Genomic DNA, 19,224 nt, shown 5'->3' on the forward strand with positions numbered 1-19,224 from the left:
GGGCTCGCGACTTCGTCGCGCCCCGGAATGACGGCGGAGTCACCCCTTCTTCTTCGGCTCCCACTTCTCGGTCGGCCCGCCGGCATCGCGCCAGGCGGCGTAGCCGCCGGCGATGTGCGCGACGGGTTTCAGGCCCATGTCCTGCGCGGTCTTGGCGGCGAGAGCGGAGCGCAGGCCGCCGGCGCAGTGGAAGACGAACTTCTTGTCTTCCTGGAAGATCGGCTTGGCGTACGGGCTCTGCGGATCGATCCAGAATTCGAGCATGCCGCGGGTGCAGGCGAAGGCGCCGGGGATGCGGCCGTCGCGCTCGATCTCGCGGGGGTCTCTGATATCGACGATGACGACGTCGCCGTTCTTGGATATCTCGATGGCGTCCTTGGCGTCGAGCGTCTCGATCTCGGCATTGGCCTCGTCGATCAGCGCCTTGATGCCGCGGGTGATGTTTTGGGGCATATCGTTCTCCCTCGTTATTTCGTGGCCGTTGCTACGGTGCTTACGCGCCGCATATTCGGTCTGACCTCTCCCGCTTGCGGGGGAGGTCGCGGCGCGAAGCGACGCGAGTGGGGGCTCTCTCCTCTTGGAGAGCGTCGCCCGTGGCGATACCCCCTCCCCAGCAAGCGGGAGAGGGAGCGTACTTCCGTCGCCGATCGCACCGGGCTGATCATAAGCTAGTGCGTCAATTCCTTCATCGCACCTTCCAGCCCTTCGATCGTGATCGGGTACATCCGATTGGCGAAGATGCGCTTGATGATGGTGGTGGATTCCGAATAGTCCCAGTGCTTCTGCGCGACCGGGTTCAGCCACACCGCGTGCGGATAGGTGCGGATGATGCGGTCGAGCCAGACCGAGCCGGGCTCCTCGTTGACATGCTCGACCGAGCCGCCGGGCACCATGATCTCGTAAGGCGACATCGAGGCGTCGCCGACGAACACGATCTTGTAGTCGTGCGGGTATTTGTGCAGCACGTCCCAGGTCGGCGTGCGGTCGGTGAAGCGGCGCTTGTTCTGCTTCCACACGCCTTCATAGAGGCAGTTGTGGAAGTAGAAATACTCCATGTGCTTGAACTCGCTCTTCGCCGCCGAGAACAGCTCCTCGACCTGCTCGATATGCGCGTCCATGGAGCCGCCGATGTCGAAGAACACCAGGAGCTTCACCGCATTGCGCCGCTCGGGGCGCATGTGCACGTCGAGATAGCCGTGATTGGCGGTCTCGCGAATGGTGGTGTCGAGATCGAGCTCGTCCGGCGCGCCCGTGCGCGCGAACTTGCGCAGGCGGCGCAGCGCCACCTTGATGTTGCGGATGCCGAGCTCGACATTGCCGTCGAGGTCCTTGAACTCGCGCTTGTCCCACACCTTGACGGCGCGGTTGTTGCGGTTCTTCTCCTGGCCGATGCGGACGCCTTCAGGATTGTAGCCGTGCGCGCCGAACGGCGAGGTGCCCGCCGTGCCGATCCATTTCGAGCCGCCCTGGTGCCGGCCCTTCTGCTCTTCGAGCCGCTTCTTCAGGGTCTCCATGAGCTTGTCCCAGCCCATGGCCTCGATCTGCTTCTTTTCTTCCTCCGTGAGGTACTTCTCGGCGAGCTTCTTCAGCCACTCCTCGGGGATCTCCGCCTTCTCCATGGCGTCGAGCAGGTTTTCCAGCCCCTTGAACACCGTGCCGAAGACGCGGTCGAACTTGTCGAGGTTGCGCTCGTCCTTCACCAGCGCGGTGCGCGACAGGTAGTAGAAATTCTCGACCGAATAGTCCGCAAGGTCGGCGTCGAGCGCCTCCACCAGCGTGAGGTATTCGCGCAGCGTCACAGGGACCTGCGCGTCGCGCAGAGAGGTGAAGAATTGCAGGAACATGGCTGACAGATTGCCCGTCGGGGGACGAACGTCAAGGGGCGGAGGCTGCCGCTGAACGCTGGACCCGGGTGCTTTTTGCTCTAGAATTGGCGCCCTCACGGGGTTGTTTGGGGACGTATGCAATGGGAATTGTCGCAGCGCTCATCATCGGCGCGATCGCAGGCTGGCTTGCCGGCAAGATTGTCCACGGGGCGGGATTTGGGCTGGTCGGCAACATGGTCGTCGGCATCATCGGCGCGCTGGTCGCGAGCTGGGTTCTGCCGCAGCTCCATATCGGGCTGGCCACCGGCACGGTCGGCGCCATCGTCGATGCCCACCATCGGCGCGGTGATTGTGCTCGTCATCCTTTCGCTGATAAAACGGGTCTGAAAGCCTGACCGAACCAGGAACGGCCGCCGCGAGCGGCCGTTCGCTTGTCGCGACGGAGCGCGCCTCTCGCCGACGATGAACCAAGGACACGCAATGAAATTTACCGGCACCAAGGACTATGTTGCGACCGACGATCTCAAGGTCGCCGTCAACGCCTCGATCGTGCTCGAGCGCCCGCTCCTCATCAAGGGCGAGCCCGGCACCGGCAAGACGGTGCTGGCGGAGGAAGTGGCGAAGGCGCTGAACGCGCCGCTTTTGACCTGGCACATCAAGTCCACCACCAAGGCGCAGCAGGGCCTCTACGAATACGACGCGGTCTCGCGGCTGCGCGACAGCCAGCTCGGCGACAGCAGGGTCTCCGACATCAAGAACTACATCAAGCGCGGCAAGCTGTGGGAGGCCTTCACGGCCGAGCAGCGCCCAGTGCTCCTGATCGACGAGATCGACAAGGCCGACATCGAATTCCCCAACGATTTGCTGCTCGAGCTCGACCGCATGGAATTCCATGTCTACGAGACCGGCGAGACGATCAAGGCCAAGCAGCGCCCGATCATGATGATCACCTCCAACAACGAGAAGGAGCTGCCGGACGCCTTCCTGCGCCGCTGCTTCTTCCACTACATCAAGTTCCCGGACGCCGACACGATGGGCCGCATCGTCGACGTCCACTTCCCCGGCATCAAGAAGCGCCTGGTGGAAGAGGCGCTGCGCATCTTCTTCGAGGTGCGCGAGGTGCCCGGCTTGAAGAAGAAGCCGTCGACCTCGGAGCTGCTCGACTGGCTCAAGCTGCTGCTCAACGAGGACATGAGCGTCGAGCAGCTGCGCGAACGCGACCCGCGCAAACTGATCCCCCCGCTGCACGGCGCTCTGCTGAAGAACGAGCAGGACGTGCATCTGTTCGAGCGGCTGGCGTTTTTGAGCCGACGGGAAGTGTGAGGCTCGTGTCCCGGACGCGCTGCAGCGTGCAACGCCGCTGCGCAGAGTCGGGGGGATCACGCCGCACGGATGACGCGGAGACATGGGCCCCGGCTCTGCAGCGCACCGTCGAAGTGACGCTGCGCTGCGTCCGGGGTACGACATTCGCGTGTGAGGCAGCGGCATCGCTTCTCCAATTTGCACATTGAATCGCAGACACGCCATCGCAGCCTCGCGGCGCGTCTCGCCCGAGCTTTGCTCGCATTCCTCGCCCCAAAAAAAGAGGGCGCAGGGAAGGCCGGGTGCTGACATCGCACCCGCGGTCCGCTGCGCGAAATGCACACGCAGAGAAGACCGCACAGCAGCATACAGGTGGTGCCGATCACTCGGCCTTCCCTGCGCGATGGTCGGACGGTTTATGCCGCGCTCTCCCGGGAGCCGAACTTTCCTTTGGCCTCCCTCGCCGTTCGAATTGGATGATGCCGTCCACCCGGTTGGGCTCGCGCGCATCTTCGAACAGGCTTGACCGTAGCAACGACGGCTAGGACCACACGGTTTTGCCGTACGCACGGCCCGCCATTTCGCCGCAGTATTTCCAACCCCGTCGACGGAGCTGGAAACTTACAGGCGAGACGAGGCCTAGCAGCGCCGTTCGTCTGCACGCGGCCGCGAGCTCACAGGGACACCCCGCCCTGCCCGCACCTCTCATGCCGACGCTGCCGCGTCCACCGCAACCCGGCCCGCGTTTCGAACGACTCGCGAACCGCCCCTCTTCGTCGGGCCGGGCTGCGTCGATCTATGCTGCAATTCCGAATTTCGGTAAAGTGGAATATTTTTGCGGAAGGGGTTGACGGGCGAGCGACACAGCAAGCTTGCACAGTGCGCGTAGGGCGGATTAGCCGAGGGCGTAATCCGCCATCGTTTGCCTCGGCATCGACAGAAGCGGTGGGTTACGCCAACGACCGCGCTCTGCGCGGCCGCGGCTAACCACCCTACGAAGCCGTCAGGCTACCGCTGTGTCCGGAATCCTTGCGGCTTCCATCGGCGTCTTGCCGCGGATCAGGTCTGAGGCACGATCCGCGATCATCATCGTGGAGGCGTTGAGGTTCGCCGAGATCATGCGCGGCATCACCGAGGCGTCGATGACGCGGAGGCCTTCGAGGCCGTGGACGCGGAGCTGGTCGTCGACCACCGCCCACCTACTGTCCGCCGGGCCCATGCGGCAGGTGCAGCCGGGGTGGAAGGTGGTGGTGCCGCGTTCAGTGGCGGCGGCGAGGAATTCGTCGTCGGTGTTGATGTTGGGGCCGGGGAAATCCTCATAAGCGTAATAGGGCGACAGCGGCGCGCTCTTCAACAAGCGCCGTGCGAGCTTCATGCCGCCGACGATGACGCGGCGGTCGAGCTCGGCGTCGAGGTAGTTGGTCTGGATGATCGGCGGTGCGAACGGATCGTTCGAGCGAATGCGGACATAGCCGCGGCTCTCCGGGCGCTGCTGCCAGGAGGCCACCGTCATGCCGGGCTCGTCCTCGAGCTGGCCCTGCACGCCTTCTTTGTAGCTTGCCGGCGTGAAGGTGAGCTGGAGATCGGAGGAGTCCGCGCTCTCGCCGGAGTGCCAGAAGCAATAGACCATGGTCGGCGACAGCGAGAGCAGGCCGCGGCGCGCGGTTGCCCATTTCAGCGCCTCGATCCACAGCGAGACACCGCGGCGAAGCTCGTTGATGGTCTTGATGTCCTTGACCCGCGCCACCGTGCGCGGGGCGTAATGGTCCTGCAGGCCCTCGCCGACCGGCAGCGCGTGACGCACGGCGATGCCGTGCTGCTGCAGCAGATCCGGCGAGCCGATGCCGGAGAGCTGCAGCAGCTGCGGCGAATTATAGGTGCCGCCGGAGAGGATGACTTCCTTGTTGGCGCGCACTTCGATCGGGGTGCCGCCGCGACCGCCCTTGGTGTAGCGCACGCCAACGGCGCGCTTGCCCTCGAAGATGATCTCGGTCGCGTGCGCATGGGTGTGCACATGCACGTTGGGCCGCTTCATCGCGGGCTTGAGGAACGCGGTCGAGCCGGACACGCGCAGGCCCTTGTCGATGGTGCGCTGGCAGTAGGAGACGCCCTCTTGGATGGCGCCGTTGTAGTCAGGGTTGCGGGGAATGCCGAGCGAGACTGCGCCTTCCATGAAGGCCTCGCAGAGCGGATCGCGCCAGTCCATCGTGGTGACCGTGAGATTGCCGTCACGGCCGCGGAACGTGTTGTCGCCCTCGCCGACCCGCTTCTCCAGCCGCTTGAAGTAGGGCAGCACGTCGGCATAGCCCCAGCCGCGATTGCCCATCTGCGCCCAGGTGTCGAAATCCATCCGCTGACCGCGGTTGTAGATGTGGCCGTTGATCGAGGAGGAGCCTCCGAGCGTCTTGCCGCGCGGCGCGTAGATGCTGCGCCCGCCGGTCCAGGGCCCCGGCTCCTGCTGGTAGGCCCAGTTGATGCTCTTCATGTGGAAGGTCTTGATGAAGCCGGCCGGTAGATGGATGTAGGGATGCCAATCGGAAGGCCCCGCTTCCAGCACGCAGACGCTGGTGTTCGGGTCTTCGCTGAGCCGGCTGGTGAGCACGCAACCGGCGGAGCCCGCGCCGATGATCACATAATCAAATCTGTCCATGGTGCCTCGGCCGCTCCTAGCGCGGCTTGTCGTTGAGTTGATAATTCAAATGCGCCTGCACCGTCGGCCACTCCGCCGCAATGATGCTGTACACGACGGTGTCGCGCAGCGTGCCGTTCGGCGCGACCTGATGGCTGCGCAAAATGCCGTCCTGCTTGGCGCCGAGACGCTCGATGGCGCGGCGGCTCTGGTGGTTGAAGAAGTGGGTGCGGAATTCGACCGCGATGCAGTTCAGCGTCTCGAAGGCATGCCGGAGCAAGAGCAGCTTGCACTGCGTGTTGAGCGGGCCGCGCTGCGCGCTCTTGCCATACCAGGTCGAGCCGATCTCGACGCGGCGGTTCGCGGCATCGATATTCATGTAAGTGGTCATGCCGACGATATTGCCGCCGGCATCGAACACGGTGAACGGCAGCATGGAGCCCGCGGCCTGCAAGGCCAGGCGGCGGTCGATCTCCTTGCCCATGTTCTCCGGCAGCGGGATCGCCGTGTACCAGAGCTTTGACAGCTCGCCGTCCTTGACGGCCTCGACCAGAGCCTCGCGATGCTGCTGCGACAGCGGCTCGAGACGAGCGTGCTGTCCACGCAGGGTGACGGGATCGGGCCAGGGCATTTGATCGTTCCTCATGACGTTATTCCGGGGCGGCTCGAAGAGCCGAACCTCAGATGCGCAATTGCGCACCGGGGAATCTCGAGATCCCGGGTTCTATGCTCCGCATAGCCCCGGGATGACAATCGCGTTTTACGCGATTGTCACTTGTTCAAAAAGTTCAACGGCAATCCGCCGCGCGGCCAGTCCATCGCGACCAGCTCGCCCTTGCCGGACAGCGTGATGTAGGCCGTCCTCAGCTCGGGGCCGCCGAAGGCGATGTTGGTGGTGACGCGGTCGCCGGTCGGGACCTGCTCGACCAGGGTGCCATCAGGTGCGATCACCGAGATGCAGCCGGAGACCAGGGTGGCGACGCAGACATTGCCGCCGGCTTCCACCGCGAGCGAGTCGAACATCTGATAGCCGCCGAGGCCGCAGATCGGCTTGCCCCGCTCGCCGCGATAGATCACGTCGCGCGGCTTCAGCGTGCCGGGCGCCGAGAGCTCATAGGCCCAGAGCCGGCCGGTCGGCGTCTCCGCGATGTAGACGGTATTCTCATCCGGCGACAGCCCGATGCCGTTCGCCGGCAGGATGCCGTGCACGATCTCGACAAGCTCGGTCATGCCGGGCTTGAGGTAGTACATGCCGCCGACGTCCATCTCGCGCGCGCGGCGCTTGCCGAGATCGGAAAACCACAGGCCGCCCTGCTTGTCGAAGACCAGATCATTCGGCCCGCGCAGATCGTGCGCGCCACATTTGGTCACGACGGTCTCCACCTTGCCGGATTGCAGATCGACGCGCTGGATCGAACCGCCGAGATAATCGTCGGGCTGCGGGCCCGGCATGATCATGTTGCGGGTCGGGATCCAGGAGAAGCCGCCATTGTTGCAGATGTAGATCTTGCCGTCGGGGCCGAGGGCGGCGCCGTTCGGGCCGCCCGGAATTTTCGCGACGATCTCCTTGCGGCCATCGGGATAGACCCGCGTCAGGCGCTGGCCGCGGATCTCCACCAGCACCACCGAGCCGTCCGGCATCACGACCGGCCCTTCGGGAAATTCGAGGTCGGTGGCGAGAACGCGGACGTTGGACATGTGGAGACCCTCCCGGCTGCTTGTTATGGCTTGCACGGGATGTCCGGCACGGGCCCCACACGCAAGATTTGCCTTGGGTTATGACAAAGTCACCAGGGCTTGCCAAGCAAGCGGGACGGTATGCCAGCGTTGCGGAAGCTTTACTCCCTCACCGGCACCCAGATCTCGAAGCCACCATTGCCGGTTGCGGGATCGAAGGCCTCGCCGTAGCGCTCGAAGCTCGGCGCGTCCGCGGCCGCAAGACCGGATGCCGGCAACCACCGATTCCAGATCGTGTTGACGGTGCGGCGGATCGAGGCGACGTGGTCGGTGTGGGTGAACACCGCATAGCGCTGCTCGGGAATGCGGATGCGACCGAAGCGGCGCGGCAGGTCGGAGAAATCAGCGACCTCCACGCCGGCGATGTAGTCGAAATTGCCGGCATCGTCGCCGTTGCAGCACACGCCGTAGGCGACGTGACCGACCCGCGCGGGAATGTCGGCGACCTCCTGATGGAAGCGCTGCCACAGGCCCGGGATCATGGCGCCGTTGTCGCAGGAGATGCGCTCGGCGGGACCGGCGACGAGAAAGGCCTTGGCGGCTTCGAAACGCGGCGGGGCGAGATGGTCGAGCATGGTGGAATCCATGAGGATGGGCTCCTGGAGCTTGAGCTGGCTGGCGCATGACGCGGCCCTGACGGCTTCGGGCGTGGTGCCGAACTGGTCGCGGAACGCGCGGGTGAATGCTTCGTGCGAGCCGTAGTCGGCCTCCAGCGCCAGCGACAGAATGTCGGGCGCGCCATTCGCCAGGTTGCGCGCGGCCTCCGTCAACCGGCGGGCGCGCACGTAACGGATCACTGGCAGACCCGTGGCTGCGGCAAACGCACGCACGATGTGGAACCGCGACACGCCCGAGACCGCAGCGATCTCGTCGAGCGTCATCGGCTCGGCCAGATGGCTCTCGATATACCAGAGCGCGCGCTGCGCTGGGTTCATGGCGGGCGTCCTCGTACGAAGCGCGGTCATGATGCGCGGCATGCGGCCGCGTCGCTTGATCGGCATTGCTGGTCGGCACAGGGAGGATAGTCCGCCAATGGCCACTGGCAACGCCCCGGCATTCGCAGCTACACTCGCCAGAACCGCTCACGAGAAAGGGGAACCGGGTCATGGACATCACCGATGTGCGGGCGCACCATATCCGCATCCCCTATGATGCCGGTGTCGCGAGCTTTCGCCAGGGCGCCTCCGCGATCACAGCCCTCGACATGGTGCTGGTGGAGGTCACGACCGATGCCGGGCTGACCGGCTGGGGCGATGCGTTCGCTTATGTCTGCCCGCACACCACGCGCAGCGCGGTCGAGGAGATGATCGCGCCACAGGCGCGCGGGCTGAAGGTGCCCGATGCGGCCGGCATTCCCGCCGTCATGGAGCAGATTCAGCGCAATCTGCATCTGTTCGGCCGCTACGGCATCACCATGTTCGCGATCTCGGGGCTCGACATCGCGCTGTGGGACCTTGCCGCCAAGATCGAGGGCGTACCGCTGCATCGGCTGCTCGGCGAGACCAGGCGCACGGCGATTCCAGCCTATGCGAGCCTGCTGCGGATCGGCTCGCCCGACAATATCGCGACCGAATGCGGGAAGGCGCTCGCGCTCGGCTATGGCGCGATCAAGCTGCATGAGACCACGGCGCCGGCGGTGTTCGCCGCGCGCGAGGCGATCGGGCCCGACATTCCGCTGATGGTTGACATGAATTGTCCTCTGACAGCCGAGCAGGCGATCGCCTTCGCAACCTCATGCCGCGATGCGCGGCCGATGTTCCTGGAGGAGCCGATATGGCCGCCGGAAGACTTTGCCGCGCTCGCCGAGGTCCGCCGCAAAGGCGGGCTCGACATCGCCGCCGGCGAGAATGCCTGCACGGATTATCAATTCCGCCAGATGATGGAGGCCGGCGCGGTGAGCCACGCCCAGCCGTCGGTGATCAAGGTCGGCGGCATCACGGAATTCTTGAAGATCGCGGCGCTGGCCGACCGGCTCGGCGTCAAGATCGTGCCGCACTCGCCCTATTTCGGGCCCGGCCTGCTCGCGACGCTGCACCTGCTCGCGACGCGCGACGACGGGCTGGTCGAGATGTTCTATCTCAAGCGCGAGGCTTGCCTCTGGGGCGGCCGTGCGGACAGCGATGCGACCGGCCATGTCGCGGTGCCCACAGGACCCGGGCTCGGCTACGAGCCCGATCGCGGCGTGATAGAGCGCTATCGGGTGGCGTGACCGCCGGGCCTATTTCGCAGCATCCTTGGCCGGCGGCGCGTCCTGCTTCTTCTTCAGATCCTCGGCCGTCTTCGCTTGCGCGGCCTGGAGATCGCCAATCGTCTTCTGCAGACCGGCAAGGCTCGTCTTCAGCGCGTCGATCTGGCGAGCCGCCGCATCCAGCTTCTGCTGATGATCGAGATTGAGCTTGGTGATCGTCTTCTGCAGGAAGTCGACATTGCTCTGCAGGCAGGAGGTGCGCCGCTCCATGGTCTTTTCGACCGTGCAGATCTCGATGCCGGGCACGTCCTGCGCGTGCACCGGCGCATTCGCCAGTGTTGCGAGCAGCAATATCGCGAAACAAATGCCGGCATCTCGAAGCAGCATGAAAAGTTCCTCGTCAAACGATCACGGCAATGTGCGCTGTTTGCGCGCAGCCGGCAAACGCTACCACACTCGTACCGCATTCTCGCGTTGAGCTTGGGTCCGTTCCCTCGGACGGGGAACGATGATCCGCGCGCGGAAGAAGTGGGCGCTCGTTCCGCGGCTTTGTTTAGGGGAGATTTTTGGAATGGCAACGCGCGATAGACGACTGGCGGAATTCGACGGCGCCGGAGAACCACCGCCGGGCCTGGCGCTCGAAGTGCTGTGCGAGGACCACAGCGGAACGTATCAACTGCCGTTCGCCTGCCGCTATGTCGAGGGACGCTGGCAGAACCACGAAGCCGGCATCGCGGTCGAAGCCACCGTCATCGGCTGGCGCCTGCCACGCGTGAAGCAGCGCGGGGCTGCCTGACGCGGATATCTGTTCCAAAATGCAACGGCGCCGCGCTCCGCCTTTAACCAACGGAACGCGGCTCGAACGAATCACGTCCGAATCAGCCGAATCGCCGTGTACGCAACTGTTCACGGCTAGATGTCGATGCGGCGGTGCAGGCGCGTACAATATCTGTGCGGCGCGGCGAACGGCATCGACCGCTCACCGGCGCCAAAGGTTAATTCCGGCAAGGGGATAGCTCCTCCGGACGTGTGCAACCGCTGCCGCCCCCGAAACAGGCAAGGTGCTGCGTGCCTGCCTAATATTCGACCTCGAGCTCCTCGATCTCGGCCGGCTCTTCCCGCGCCGCGGCGATCCATTCGGCCATCTCGGGCATCGCCATGATGGTGTCGGCATAGGCCTGCAGCACCGGCTCCAGCTTGACGTCATAGGTGACGAAGCGCGTTACCACGGGCGCGTACATCGCATCCGCCATGGTGCGCTGCGCGCCGAACAGGAAGGGGCCGCCCGACTGCTCCAGGCAATCGCGCCAGATCGACGAGACGCGGTCGATGTCGGCCTGCGCGCGCGACCAGATCTTGAAGCCGGGAAAACGCCCCTTCAGATTCACTGGCAGCGAGGCGCGCAGCGTGGTGAATCCGGAATGGATTTCGCCTGATATCGAGCGGCAATGGGCGCGCTGGATGCGGTCATCGGGCAGCAGACCGGCTGACGGCATCACCTCGTTGAGATATTCGGCGATCGCCAGCGTATCCCAGACCACCGCGCCCTCGTGCCGCAGGCACGGCACCAGGATCGACGACGACAGCAAGAGGATCTCCGCGCGCGCGGACGGATCGTCCGGCGCGGTGACGATCTCCTCGAAATCGAGCCCGGAGAATTTTGCCAGCAACCAGCCGCGCAGCGACCAGGACGAATAGTTCTTGCTGCTGATGGTCAGCGTCGCCTTTGCCATGTGGCTCTTCCTTGATCCCGCCTCTCCGCCGGCGTGCGGATGTGCCCTGCTTGCCGCGAGGTGAGCAGCAAGCGACGTGCCAATTTTGTTTGCGGGCGATCCACCCCGCCGCTTGGCGTCGTTATTGCATAGCACCGCGGGACGGATGGGCGTTTCAGTATGATGTCGATGTATTATCAGGCCTTTCAGAACCATATGGACCTGACGGCGCCGTGGCGCGCGGGGGCCTCGTCCGCGCTCAAATTCCTCCATCTGGTGCCGCAGGGCATGTCGGACCAGGTGGTCGGCCGTCTGTCTGCCGCGCTGGAGCTGATCTCGCGCTCGACCCTGACCTATCACCGTCCCGCCTACGGCATCGACCGCGTGACGGTGGGCAATCGCGAATTGGCCGTCACCGAGGAGATCGCCTACGCGACGCCGTTCGGCTCGCTGCTGCATTTCAGGAAAGACGGCGCTGGCGAGCAGCCGCGCATGCTGCTGGTGGCGCCGATGTCCGGCCATTTCGCGACCCTCTTGCGCGGCACCGTGCAGACGCTGCTGCAGGACCACGATGTCTACATCACAGACTGGCACAATCCGCGCGACATCCCGCGCAGCGAGGGCCGCTTCGGGCTCGACGACTACACCGAGCACCTGATCGACTTCTTAGGCCAGCTCGGCCCGCGCCCGCACATGGTCGCGATCTGCCAGCCTTCGGTGTCGGCGCTCGCGGCCGCCGCCATCATGTGCGAGGACAACCATCCCTCGCGCCCGGCGACGCTGACGCTGATGGCAGGTCCCATCGACACGCGCATCCAGCCGACCAGGGTCAACGAATTCGCCAAGAGCAAGCCCATCGAATGGTTCGAGCAGAACCTGATCAACTACGTGCCGGTGCAATGCCGTGGCGCGCTGCGCAAGGTCTATCCCGGCTTCGTGCAGCTCACCGCCTTCGTCTCGATGAATCTCGAGCGCCACATCAAGCAGCATCTCGACCTCGCCAACCACATCGCCAAGGGCGAGAAGGACAAGGCCGCGACCATCAAGACCTTTTACGACGAATATTTCGCGGTGATGGACCTGCCCGCCGAGTTCTACATCGAGACCGTGCGCGACGTGTTCCAGGAGCACCTGCTGCCGCAGGGCAGACTGATGCATCGCGGCCGCCCCGTGAACACGAAAGCCGTCAGCCGCATGGGGCTGATGACTGTCGAGGGCGAGAAGGACGACATCTGCTCGATCGGCCAGACGCTCGCCGCGCAGGACCTCTGCACCGGCGTGCGCGCCTATCGGCGCGTGCACCACATGCAGGCCGGCGTCGGCCATTACGGCGTGTTCTCGGGCAAACGCTGGAACAACGAGATCTACCCGCTCTTGCGTGATTTCGTGCACGTCAATTCGTGAGCGTCATCCCCTGCCCCAAGACGCCCGGCCTGGGGAAGCGTCACGTGTTTCATCCGCCTGCGTGAGCAGCTCCCTGGCTTCAACCAACTCCGGAAGATTTCGCTCCGCCTCGAATTCAGCGAGCACGGGATCGAGCAACCGGGATATCGCATCCGCTCGGCCATTTGTCTTGTGCAGCCGTGCAAGTTCGAGCGCGCTGCGCAGCTCGAAAGTCCTGGTCTGCTGGTGTCGCGCGATTTCCAGCGCTCGCGCGAGGGCGTCTTCGGCACGGGGTACGTCCGAAGGATCATGGCGCGACAAGAGTTTGCCGCGGACACGATGCAGCTCGGCATCAAGCCAATGCTGGCCGGATTGTGCCGTCCCGGCGATCAATTCGTTCAGGATGTCCAGCCCGGTCTCGACTTGGCCCAGCTCTGCATTCGCAACGGCGACGTGCATCCCCCAAAACGGTTCGCAGAGATAGCAATCGTTCTCGCGCAGCAAGGTCCAGCCGTGACGCATGTCCGCCACTCCGGCCATTCGGTCGCCGGCACGCCACTTGGCCAGGCCATTCAGGTAGGTGCCCGCGGCCACGTATAGCGGCATCGTGTGGTCGCGCGCGAGACCGAGCGCCAGGATCGTCTCTGTTTGCTGCAACATGCCCCCGCATACCCCGTCGAACACTGCGCGATGAACCAGCGCATTGGCCTGGGACAGCGCTCGTTTTTCTGCCGGAGCACCAACCGCTTCCGCGGCGAGCCTGCACGCTCGAGCGGTGCTGCCCAGCGGCCAGAGCACCAGGGCAAGAAATCTCATGATCACGAACGGCAGATCCAACGCCGAAGCCCTGAAGGTCGCGGGATCCGGCTCGGCACCATAGACCGCCAGCGCGCGCTCGAGATGCGTTCTCGCATTCAAGTAATCGCCGGCGAACCAGCAGGTGACGCCGCCTGCCCAATGGGCAACGACGGCGGCCACCGGCGAGTCCGGTCGTCGGTCAGCGGCGCTCCTGATGGCGTCCGCCAGCTCCCGCATCGGAGCGAGTTCGCCCTGCGTCAGGCAGGCATTGAAGAGTCCCGAATGCACCGGCGCGAGCTCAACGGGATCATCGATGTCGGCTGCGAACCGGCGCGCACGCGTCCATGCCGCAACCGTTTCAGGAGCACTATGACCGAGGCTGCCCCGGAGCGCTCGACCATATGCGATTTGTAGATGCAGCCTGCTCATCATCCGGCGCGGCTCGTCAGGCAACTGATCGGCGATCGCAATGGCCTTGCCGAGATGCGCGATCGCTTCGGCATAGGCCGAACGTTTCAGTGCCTGTTGGCCCGCCTTGCGCCACCATTCGAGGGCGGCCTCGCTCAGCCCCGCCTCAGTGAAGTGATGCGCCAGGACTTCCGGCTCGGTCTCGGCAACGGCTGGAAAGTTCTCGCGCAGGATCTCGCCAATTCGCGTGTGAAGCACCTGCCGTTTGCTCTTGAGCAGGCTCTCGTAGGCCGCTTCCTGAACGAGGGCATGCTTGAAACTATAATTTGCTTCGGGCGGAGTCCCACGGCGCAAGAGCAATTCGGCCTCTTCAAGCTGTGCCAGCGCAGCGCTCAGGGTCAGATCATCGCGTCCTGCCACGGTCTTCAGCAGCGCGTACGAAAAGTCGCGGCCGATGGCCGCGCCTATCTGTGCCACCTCCTTGACCGGAGCGAGCCGGTCGAGCCGCGCCATCAGCGAATCCTGCAGCGTCGCAGGGATGGCAAGCGGCGGCAGCGGACTGTTCAGCCGGTAGCGTCCGGCATCCTCGACGAGCAAGCCGGACTCCAGCACCATCTTGGTCAATTCCTCGACGAACAGCGGGATGCCATCGGTCTTGTCGATGATCTGCTCCATCATCTCGCGTGGCAGCTGGCGGCCGACGACCACCTGCTCCACCAGCGCGCGCGTGTCCTGTCGGTCGAGCCGGTCGAGCCGCAACAGACTGACGTTGGCAAGGCCCGACCAGGAGGGCTCGAACTCCGGCCGGGATGTCATGAGCACAAGTATCGGCAGGGCCCTGATCCGATCGACCGCGAGATCGAACAGTTCGAGCGTCGTGGCATCGGCCCAATGCATATCCTCGCAGATGAGCAGCAGAGGCTGGCCTCGCGCCAATCCCTCAAGCTGATCGAGAAGAGCGGCAAACGTCTGTCTGCGCTGCTGCGCCGGGCTCAAGCCGAGGGGCGGGTAACGGTCGCCAATGGGAATCGAAAGCAGAGCCGCGATCAGCGGGGTTGCTCGGGCGACCTGCTGGGTTCCCAGCGCCAGCATGGCCTCGAGCTTGTCGAGCTTCTGTTCCGGCGTGTCGTGCAAGCGAATTCCGGCGGCGCGATCGAGCTGCGCGACAAAGGGATGAAGTGCGCTGTTGGTGTGATAAGGCGAACACTGATACCGCACCCGACGGTGTGTCCCCAGCGAGGGGCTTTCGGACAATGTTGCCACGATGCGCGACTTGCCGATGCCCGCTTCGCCGGAAATCAAGACGATCTGGCCCAAGCCCTGCCATGCCTCCCGCTGACGCGAGAGAATGAATTCGATCTCGTCCTTGCGGCCGACAAAGCCGATCGAGCGCGCGGCACGCACCGCCTCGAAGCGGCTCTCCGATGCGCTCGCTCCTTCCACCGCCCAGACCGCGATGGGCTCGCTTATCCCCTTGACCTCGCGCCGCCCGAGATTGCGGAAGGTGAAGAGGTCGCCAAGCAGCCGGCGTGTCGATGAAGCAACGACGACCGCCCCCGGCTCCGCCAGACTCTGAAGCCGGGCAGCGAGGTTCGGCGTATCGCCGATGGTCGCATGTTCCTCTGACGCATCTCCGCTGATGAGGTCGCCGGCCACCACGAGCCCGGTCGCAATTGCGATCCGAAGTTCAACCCGTTCGCCCGCGCCTGTCTTGAGCTCGCAAATCGCAGCGATGATATCGAGGCCCGCTCGCACTGCGCGCTCCGCATCATCTTCGTGGGCGCGCGGATAACCGAAGTAGACGAGGATTCCGTCACCGACGAACCTGGCTATCCGGCCGTCGTAAGCGGCGATGACGCGCGCGCATGCGACGCGGTAGGCCCGGATCACTTCCCACAGATCCTCGGGATCGAGACGCGCTGAGAGTGCGGTGGATCCGACCAGATCGCAAAACATAACGGTGAGGTGGCGCCGCTCGGCGTCGTGAGGAGGAGACGGCGACGCGATCAACGCGGCTGGATCGAGTTCGGCAATGGCACGCAGCATCTTGCGGCGATGACCGAGCAGCACCCCGAGCTTGTCGAAGTCCTCGTCCATCAGTTCGGGGAGGATGCCCACGTCGATGCCATTCTGGGCAAAACGCTCCGCGTATTGCCCAAGCCCCAGTTTCTCGAGCCACTCCGCAATCTGCATGGCTCCCACCGATCTTATGACTGGCAGTTAGCAGAATTCTGGACCACGGCCGCGCGGGAGAATATCCCAACGCCGCCATGATGGCACGTCTTGTTTGTTGCGCGAAAATCTAGGTTACTCAGTACCGGTACGGTTTCGATCGGGATACTGCTCGATACGAACGGCTGCGCTACCAAGCATCGCTGGCGCGCAGCGTTGGACAGCAGAGGTTGCGATGAACCGTCATCGCTCATTCCAGACCTGAAGCCGAACCAACACTGCGGCTTGCGCAGACGTACGATGTCAAGCGGACTTTTCCGTGAGCGCACGTCCCTTCATTGCTCGTTGATGGGCGTTGCGTCGTTGCGAGCCATCGTGCCCGCCGCAACCTGAAGCGAAGAGCCAACCACCCAACAGCCGGCTACAAAGGCGATCAGGCCGTTGGGCAGATTTTGATCAAGGACAAGGATGCTGACGGACAGAGTCGCAGCGATCGCTGCGCCGAACGTTCCGGCTGCACTCATGATCTCGGCCGGCTCGGAACCGTTCCATTCTTCCGAGATGCTCGATCTCGACTTCCGTGCGACATTGCCGGCCAAGTCGATGCCGACATAATAGCTGAGAGCTCCGTAAAGCATTGTTATCAGCACGATCCAGCCGCTTTCAAACAGTCCGCCTTTCTGACGCAACAGGGTCGCACCCACATAGAGGCCGCAAGAGGCTCCAACAGCTGCCAGTCCAATTCTTTCAAGGAGATGGGCCGACTTGATCAGACGGGAACGAGGGATCCGAAGACTGCCGACGTGCCTTGTGAGGGAAAATGCGTTGGAAAATGCGCTGCTTATCTTCATCGGGGGCTCCTTCTGAGTAAGTGGCAGCCTACCGGCCGACCCGAATAGAAGCTGCCAGGACGCGTTTCTCGATGCCCTTGATTCCATTTCTGAAAGATCTGTGCTGAGTGATGGGGCTGGCTTGCTCGTGAGCAAGACGAGGAGCCAACCCAAAGCTGCGAGCACGCGGCTGCGCAGGCATTGCATCTCACCCGTGTTCGTCAGTCAGGTCCGGGTGCGGCAATTTCTTGCGGAAGTGGTAGTTCAGAAAGAGTGTGATGGAGTATGAAGCGGTTCACATGCCGCTGTTCCCTGTCGCTCCATCCGCTCACGATTTCCGGAGGACATGTGGAGCTCGCGCCTCAACCGGACCACTCCGCGCCCCAGACCTGCACGACGTGGCCGGGCGAGACTTCACGATACTGCCGCACCGGCAGCTGGTAATCGGGCGCGCGCACCGGGCTTCTGATCTCGTCGTTAGCCACCTCGCGCCGCGTGCCGCGGCGTGACGGGTCGGGCACCGGTACAGCGGCCATCAGCTTCTTGGTATAGGGATGCTGCGGATTGCCGAACAATGCAGCACGCGGGCCGATCTCCACGATCTCGCCGAGATACATCACCGCGACGCGGTGGCTCATGCGCTCAACCACGGCGATGTCGTGGGAGATGAAGAGATAGGCGAGGCCCATGCTGGCCTGCAGGTCGAGCATGAGGTTGACGACCTGCGCCTTGACCGAGACGTCGAGCGCGGAGACCGCCTCGTCCGCCACGATCAGCTTCGGCCCGAGCGCGAGCGCCCGGGCAATGCAGATACGCTGCCGCTGGCCGCCTGAGAATTCGTGCGGAAAGCGCGCGGCCATGTCGGCGGAAAGACCGACGCGCACGAGGAGGTCGGCGACCTGGTCGCGCGCCTGCGACGCCGTCGCGAGACCATTCGCGAGCAAAGGCGCTGCGATCGCCGTTCCCACCGACATGCGCGGATTGAGGCTCGCGAACGGATCCTGAAAGATGATCTGCATCTGCTTGCGGACGTCGCGCAAGGTGCGGGCATTCATGGCCAGCACATCCTGACCGTTGATCAGCACGGTGCCGCTGTCAGGCTCCGTCAGCTTGAGGATCGAGCGGCCGGTGGTCGATTTGCCGCAACCGGATTCGCCGACCAGCGCCAGGGTCTCGCCGGCCCGCAAGGTAAAGGAGACGTTCTCGACGGCATGGACGCGGCCCGAGACTTTGCCGAACAGGCCCGAGCGGATCGGAAAGCGCGTGGTGAGGCCTGAGACTTCGAGCAACGGGCGCTCGGCGGCCGAGACGGTGTTGGGCGTCTCCGCCGGCTCGTCCGAGGTGCCCGTCACCTTGTCGACGATCGGAAAGCGCATCGGCCGCGCGCGTCCGTCCATCGAGCCGAGGCGCGGCACCGCGGCGAGCAGTGCGCGCGTATAGGGATGCGATGGCGCTGCGAAGATGCGCGCGGTGGCATCGGTCTCGACCGCCTGCCCGCCATACATCACGACGGTGCGGTCGGCAATCTCGGCGACCACGCCCATGTCGTGGGTGATGAAGAGGATCGACATCCCCTCCTCCTGCTGAAGCTCCTTCAGGAGCTCCAGGATCTGGGCCTGGATGGTGACGTCGAGCGCGGTGGTCGGCTCGTCCGCAATCAGGAGCTTCGGCTTGCAGGCCAGCGCCATCGCGATCATCACGCGCTGGCGCATGCCGCCGGAGAGGCGATGCGGATGCTCGTGGAAGCGCGATTTCGCCGCGGGAATGCGGACGCGATCGAGCAGGCGGACGGTCTCGGCCTCCGCCGCCGCACGAGACAGGCCTCGATGCTGGATCAGCGCCTCCGCGATCTGGAAGCCGATGGTGAGCACCGGATTGAGGCTCGTCATCGGCTCCTGGAAGATCATGGCGACGTCATTGCCACGGATGTCTTTCATGCTCGCGTCCGGCAGCGCCAGCAGATCGCGGCCCGCGAGCATGACCCGCCCCTCGATCCGGCCGATCTCCTTCGGGATGAGCCGCATGATCGACAGCGCAGTGACGCTCTTGCCCGAACCGGACTCGCCGACGATCGCCACGGTCTCGCGGGCTGCGACGTCGAAGGAGACGTTGCGGACGACGGGAATCCATCTCCGCTCGAGCATGAAGGAGGTGGTGAGGCCGGAGACCGACAGCACCGGCGCCTGCGCTCCGGCGGCGACTTCGTTTGATGCGCTTGCGCCGATGCTCATGAACGTGC

15 protein-coding genes and 1 pseudogene are annotated in these 19,224 nt (G+C 64.4%); 5 read left to right on the forward strand and 11 right to left on the reverse strand.

Annotated elements, in window-relative coordinates; genetic code table 11:
• Nucleotides 1-39: 39 nt before the first annotated feature.
• A complete protein-coding gene (locus AC0WRY_RS28150) occupies nt 40-453 on the reverse strand; it encodes a rhodanese-like domain-containing protein (RefSeq protein ID WP_491121913.1) in 414 nt (137 codons plus the stop codon).
• Between the two features lie 215 nt (nt 454-668).
• Nucleotides 669-1,844, reverse strand: a complete 1,176-nt coding sequence (locus tag AC0WRY_RS28155) for a vWA domain-containing protein (RefSeq protein ID WP_211416227.1) — start codon at nt 1,842-1,844, stop codon at nt 669-671.
• 122 nt (nt 1,845-1,966) lie between these two features.
• Here AC0WRY_RS28155 and AC0WRY_RS28160 point away from each other — a divergent pair.
• Together AC0WRY_RS28160 and AC0WRY_RS28165 are read left to right on the forward strand one after the other, a co-directional pair.
• Nucleotides 1,967-2,213: pseudogene (locus tag AC0WRY_RS28160) on the forward strand (GlsB/YeaQ/YmgE family stress response membrane protein).
• A 93-nt stretch (nt 2,214-2,306) separates the two neighbouring features.
• Nucleotides 2,307-3,149, forward strand: coding sequence for an AAA family ATPase (locus AC0WRY_RS28165; protein ID WP_063201884.1), 843 nt, complete (start codon nt 2,307-2,309; stop codon nt 3,147-3,149).
• A 982-nt stretch (nt 3,150-4,131) separates the two neighbouring features.
• Here AC0WRY_RS28165 and AC0WRY_RS28170 read toward each other — a convergent pair.
• The 4 genes from AC0WRY_RS28170 to AC0WRY_RS28185 form a co-directional block, all read right to left on the reverse strand.
• On the reverse strand, nt 4,132-5,778 hold the full coding sequence (locus tag AC0WRY_RS28170) for a GMC family oxidoreductase (RefSeq protein WP_491121916.1): 1,647 nt from the start codon (nt 5,776-5,778) through the stop codon (nt 4,132-4,134).
• Between the two features lie 16 nt (nt 5,779-5,794).
• On the reverse strand, nt 5,795-6,388 hold the full coding sequence (locus AC0WRY_RS28175) for a GNAT family N-acetyltransferase (protein WP_194408433.1): 594 nt from the start codon (nt 6,386-6,388) through the stop codon (nt 5,795-5,797).
• Nucleotides 6,389-6,528: 140 nt separating this feature from the next.
• Nucleotides 6,529-7,455, reverse strand: a complete 927-nt coding sequence (locus tag AC0WRY_RS28180; protein ID WP_491121918.1) for an SMP-30/gluconolactonase/LRE family protein — start codon at nt 7,453-7,455, stop codon at nt 6,529-6,531.
• A gap of 140 nt (nt 7,456-7,595) precedes the next feature.
• Entirely contained in the window at nt 7,596-8,429 is an 834-nt protein-coding gene (locus AC0WRY_RS28185) for a GyrI-like domain-containing protein (protein ID WP_491121920.1), read from the reverse strand.
• A 170-nt stretch (nt 8,430-8,599) separates the two neighbouring features.
• Here AC0WRY_RS28185 and AC0WRY_RS28190 point away from each other — a divergent pair, with 170 nt between their 5' ends.
• A complete protein-coding gene (locus tag AC0WRY_RS28190) occupies nt 8,600-9,703 on the forward strand; it encodes a mandelate racemase/muconate lactonizing enzyme family protein (RefSeq protein ID WP_491121922.1) in 1,104 nt (367 codons plus the stop codon).
• Between the two features lie 9 nt (nt 9,704-9,712).
• Here the strand turns inward: AC0WRY_RS28190 and AC0WRY_RS28195 are convergent, their stop codons facing one another.
• Nucleotides 9,713-10,069 carry a hypothetical protein gene (locus tag AC0WRY_RS28195; RefSeq protein WP_194404022.1) on the reverse strand — a complete coding sequence of 119 codons (357 nt, stop codon included), beginning with the start codon at nt 10,067-10,069 and terminating at the stop codon, nt 9,713-9,715.
• 184 nt (nt 10,070-10,253) lie between these two features.
• Here AC0WRY_RS28195 and AC0WRY_RS28200 point away from each other — a divergent pair, with 184 nt between their 5' ends.
• Complete coding sequence (locus tag AC0WRY_RS28200) at nt 10,254-10,478, forward strand: hypothetical protein (RefSeq protein ID WP_028138161.1); 225 nt, start codon at nt 10,254-10,256, stop codon at nt 10,476-10,478.
• A 280-nt stretch (nt 10,479-10,758) separates the two neighbouring features.
• Here AC0WRY_RS28200 and AC0WRY_RS28205 read toward each other — a convergent pair whose 3' ends face one another.
• A complete protein-coding gene (locus tag AC0WRY_RS28205; RefSeq protein ID WP_194404024.1) occupies nt 10,759-11,415 on the reverse strand; it encodes a glutathione S-transferase family protein in 657 nt (218 codons plus the stop codon).
• Nucleotides 11,416-11,574: 159 nt separating this feature from the next.
• Between AC0WRY_RS28205 and AC0WRY_RS28210 the strand changes: the two genes are divergently transcribed.
• Complete coding sequence (locus tag AC0WRY_RS28210) at nt 11,575-12,798, forward strand: polyhydroxyalkanoate depolymerase (protein ID WP_194404025.1); 1,224 nt, start codon at nt 11,575-11,577, stop codon at nt 12,796-12,798.
• Between the two features lie 3 nt (nt 12,799-12,801).
• On the opposite strand, the gene AC0WRY_RS28215 is transcribed toward AC0WRY_RS28210, so the two are convergent.
• From AC0WRY_RS28215 to AC0WRY_RS28225, 3 genes are all read right to left on the reverse strand, one after another.
• Nucleotides 12,802-16,176: an adenylate/guanylate cyclase domain-containing protein gene (locus tag AC0WRY_RS28215; RefSeq protein WP_491121925.1), complete on the reverse strand. Its 3,375-nt coding sequence runs from the start codon at nt 16,174-16,176 to the stop codon at nt 12,802-12,804.
• A gap of 314 nt (nt 16,177-16,490) precedes the next feature.
• Nucleotides 16,491-17,006 carry a hypothetical protein gene (locus AC0WRY_RS28220; protein WP_194404027.1) on the reverse strand — a complete coding sequence of 172 codons (516 nt, stop codon included), beginning with the start codon at nt 17,004-17,006 and terminating at the stop codon, nt 16,491-16,493.
• Nucleotides 17,007-17,347: 341 nt separating this feature from the next.
• Complete coding sequence (locus AC0WRY_RS28225; protein ID WP_491121927.1) at nt 17,348-19,216, reverse strand: ABC transporter ATP-binding protein; 1,869 nt, start codon at nt 19,214-19,216, stop codon at nt 17,348-17,350.
• Between the last annotated feature and the right edge of the window lie 8 nt (nt 19,217-19,224).

It is taken from the genome of Bradyrhizobium sp. T-12, assembly GCF_058314695.1.

Bases quoted from the DNA above. Each gene is read 5' to 3' on its own strand.
- AC0WRY_RS28150 (WP_491121913.1), bottom strand. From the start codon at position 453: ATGCCCCAAAACATCACCCGCGGCATCAAGGCGCTGATCGACGAGGCC.
- AC0WRY_RS28155 (WP_211416227.1), bottom strand. From the start codon at position 1,844: ATGTTCCTGCAATTCTTCACCTCTCTGCGCGACGCGCAGGTCCCTGTG.
- AC0WRY_RS28165 (WP_063201884.1), top strand. From the start codon at position 2,307: ATGAAATTTACCGGCACCAAGGACTATGTTGCGACCGACGATCTCAAG.
- AC0WRY_RS28170 (WP_491121916.1), bottom strand. From the start codon at position 5,778: ATGGACAGATTTGATTATGTGATCATCGGCGCGGGCTCCGCCGGTTGC.
- AC0WRY_RS28175 (WP_194408433.1), bottom strand. From the start codon at position 6,388: ATGCCCTGGCCCGATCCCGTCACCCTGCGTGGACAGCACGCTCGTCTC.
- AC0WRY_RS28180 (WP_491121918.1), bottom strand. From the start codon at position 7,455: ATGTCCAACGTCCGCGTTCTCGCCACCGACCTCGAATTTCCCGAAGGG.
- AC0WRY_RS28185 (WP_491121920.1), bottom strand. From the start codon at position 8,429: ATGAACCCAGCGCAGCGCGCGCTCTGGTATATCGAGAGCCATCTGGCC.
- AC0WRY_RS28190 (WP_491121922.1), top strand. From the start codon at position 8,600: ATGGACATCACCGATGTGCGGGCGCACCATATCCGCATCCCCTATGAT.
- AC0WRY_RS28195 (WP_194404022.1), bottom strand. From the start codon at position 10,069: ATGCTGCTTCGAGATGCCGGCATTTGTTTCGCGATATTGCTGCTCGCA.
- AC0WRY_RS28200 (WP_028138161.1), top strand. From the start codon at position 10,254: ATGGCAACGCGCGATAGACGACTGGCGGAATTCGACGGCGCCGGAGAA.
- AC0WRY_RS28205 (WP_194404024.1), bottom strand. From the start codon at position 11,415: ATGGCAAAGGCGACGCTGACCATCAGCAGCAAGAACTATTCGTCCTGG.
- AC0WRY_RS28210 (WP_194404025.1), top strand. From the start codon at position 11,575: ATGATGTCGATGTATTATCAGGCCTTTCAGAACCATATGGACCTGACG.
- AC0WRY_RS28215 (WP_491121925.1), bottom strand. From the start codon at position 16,176: ATGCAGATTGCGGAGTGGCTCGAGAAACTGGGGCTTGGGCAATACGCG.
- AC0WRY_RS28220 (WP_194404027.1), bottom strand. From the start codon at position 17,006: ATGAAGATAAGCAGCGCATTTTCCAACGCATTTTCCCTCACAAGGCAC.
- AC0WRY_RS28225 (WP_491121927.1), bottom strand. From the start codon at position 19,216: ATGAGCATCGGCGCAAGCGCATCAAACGAAGTCGCCGCCGGAGCGCAG.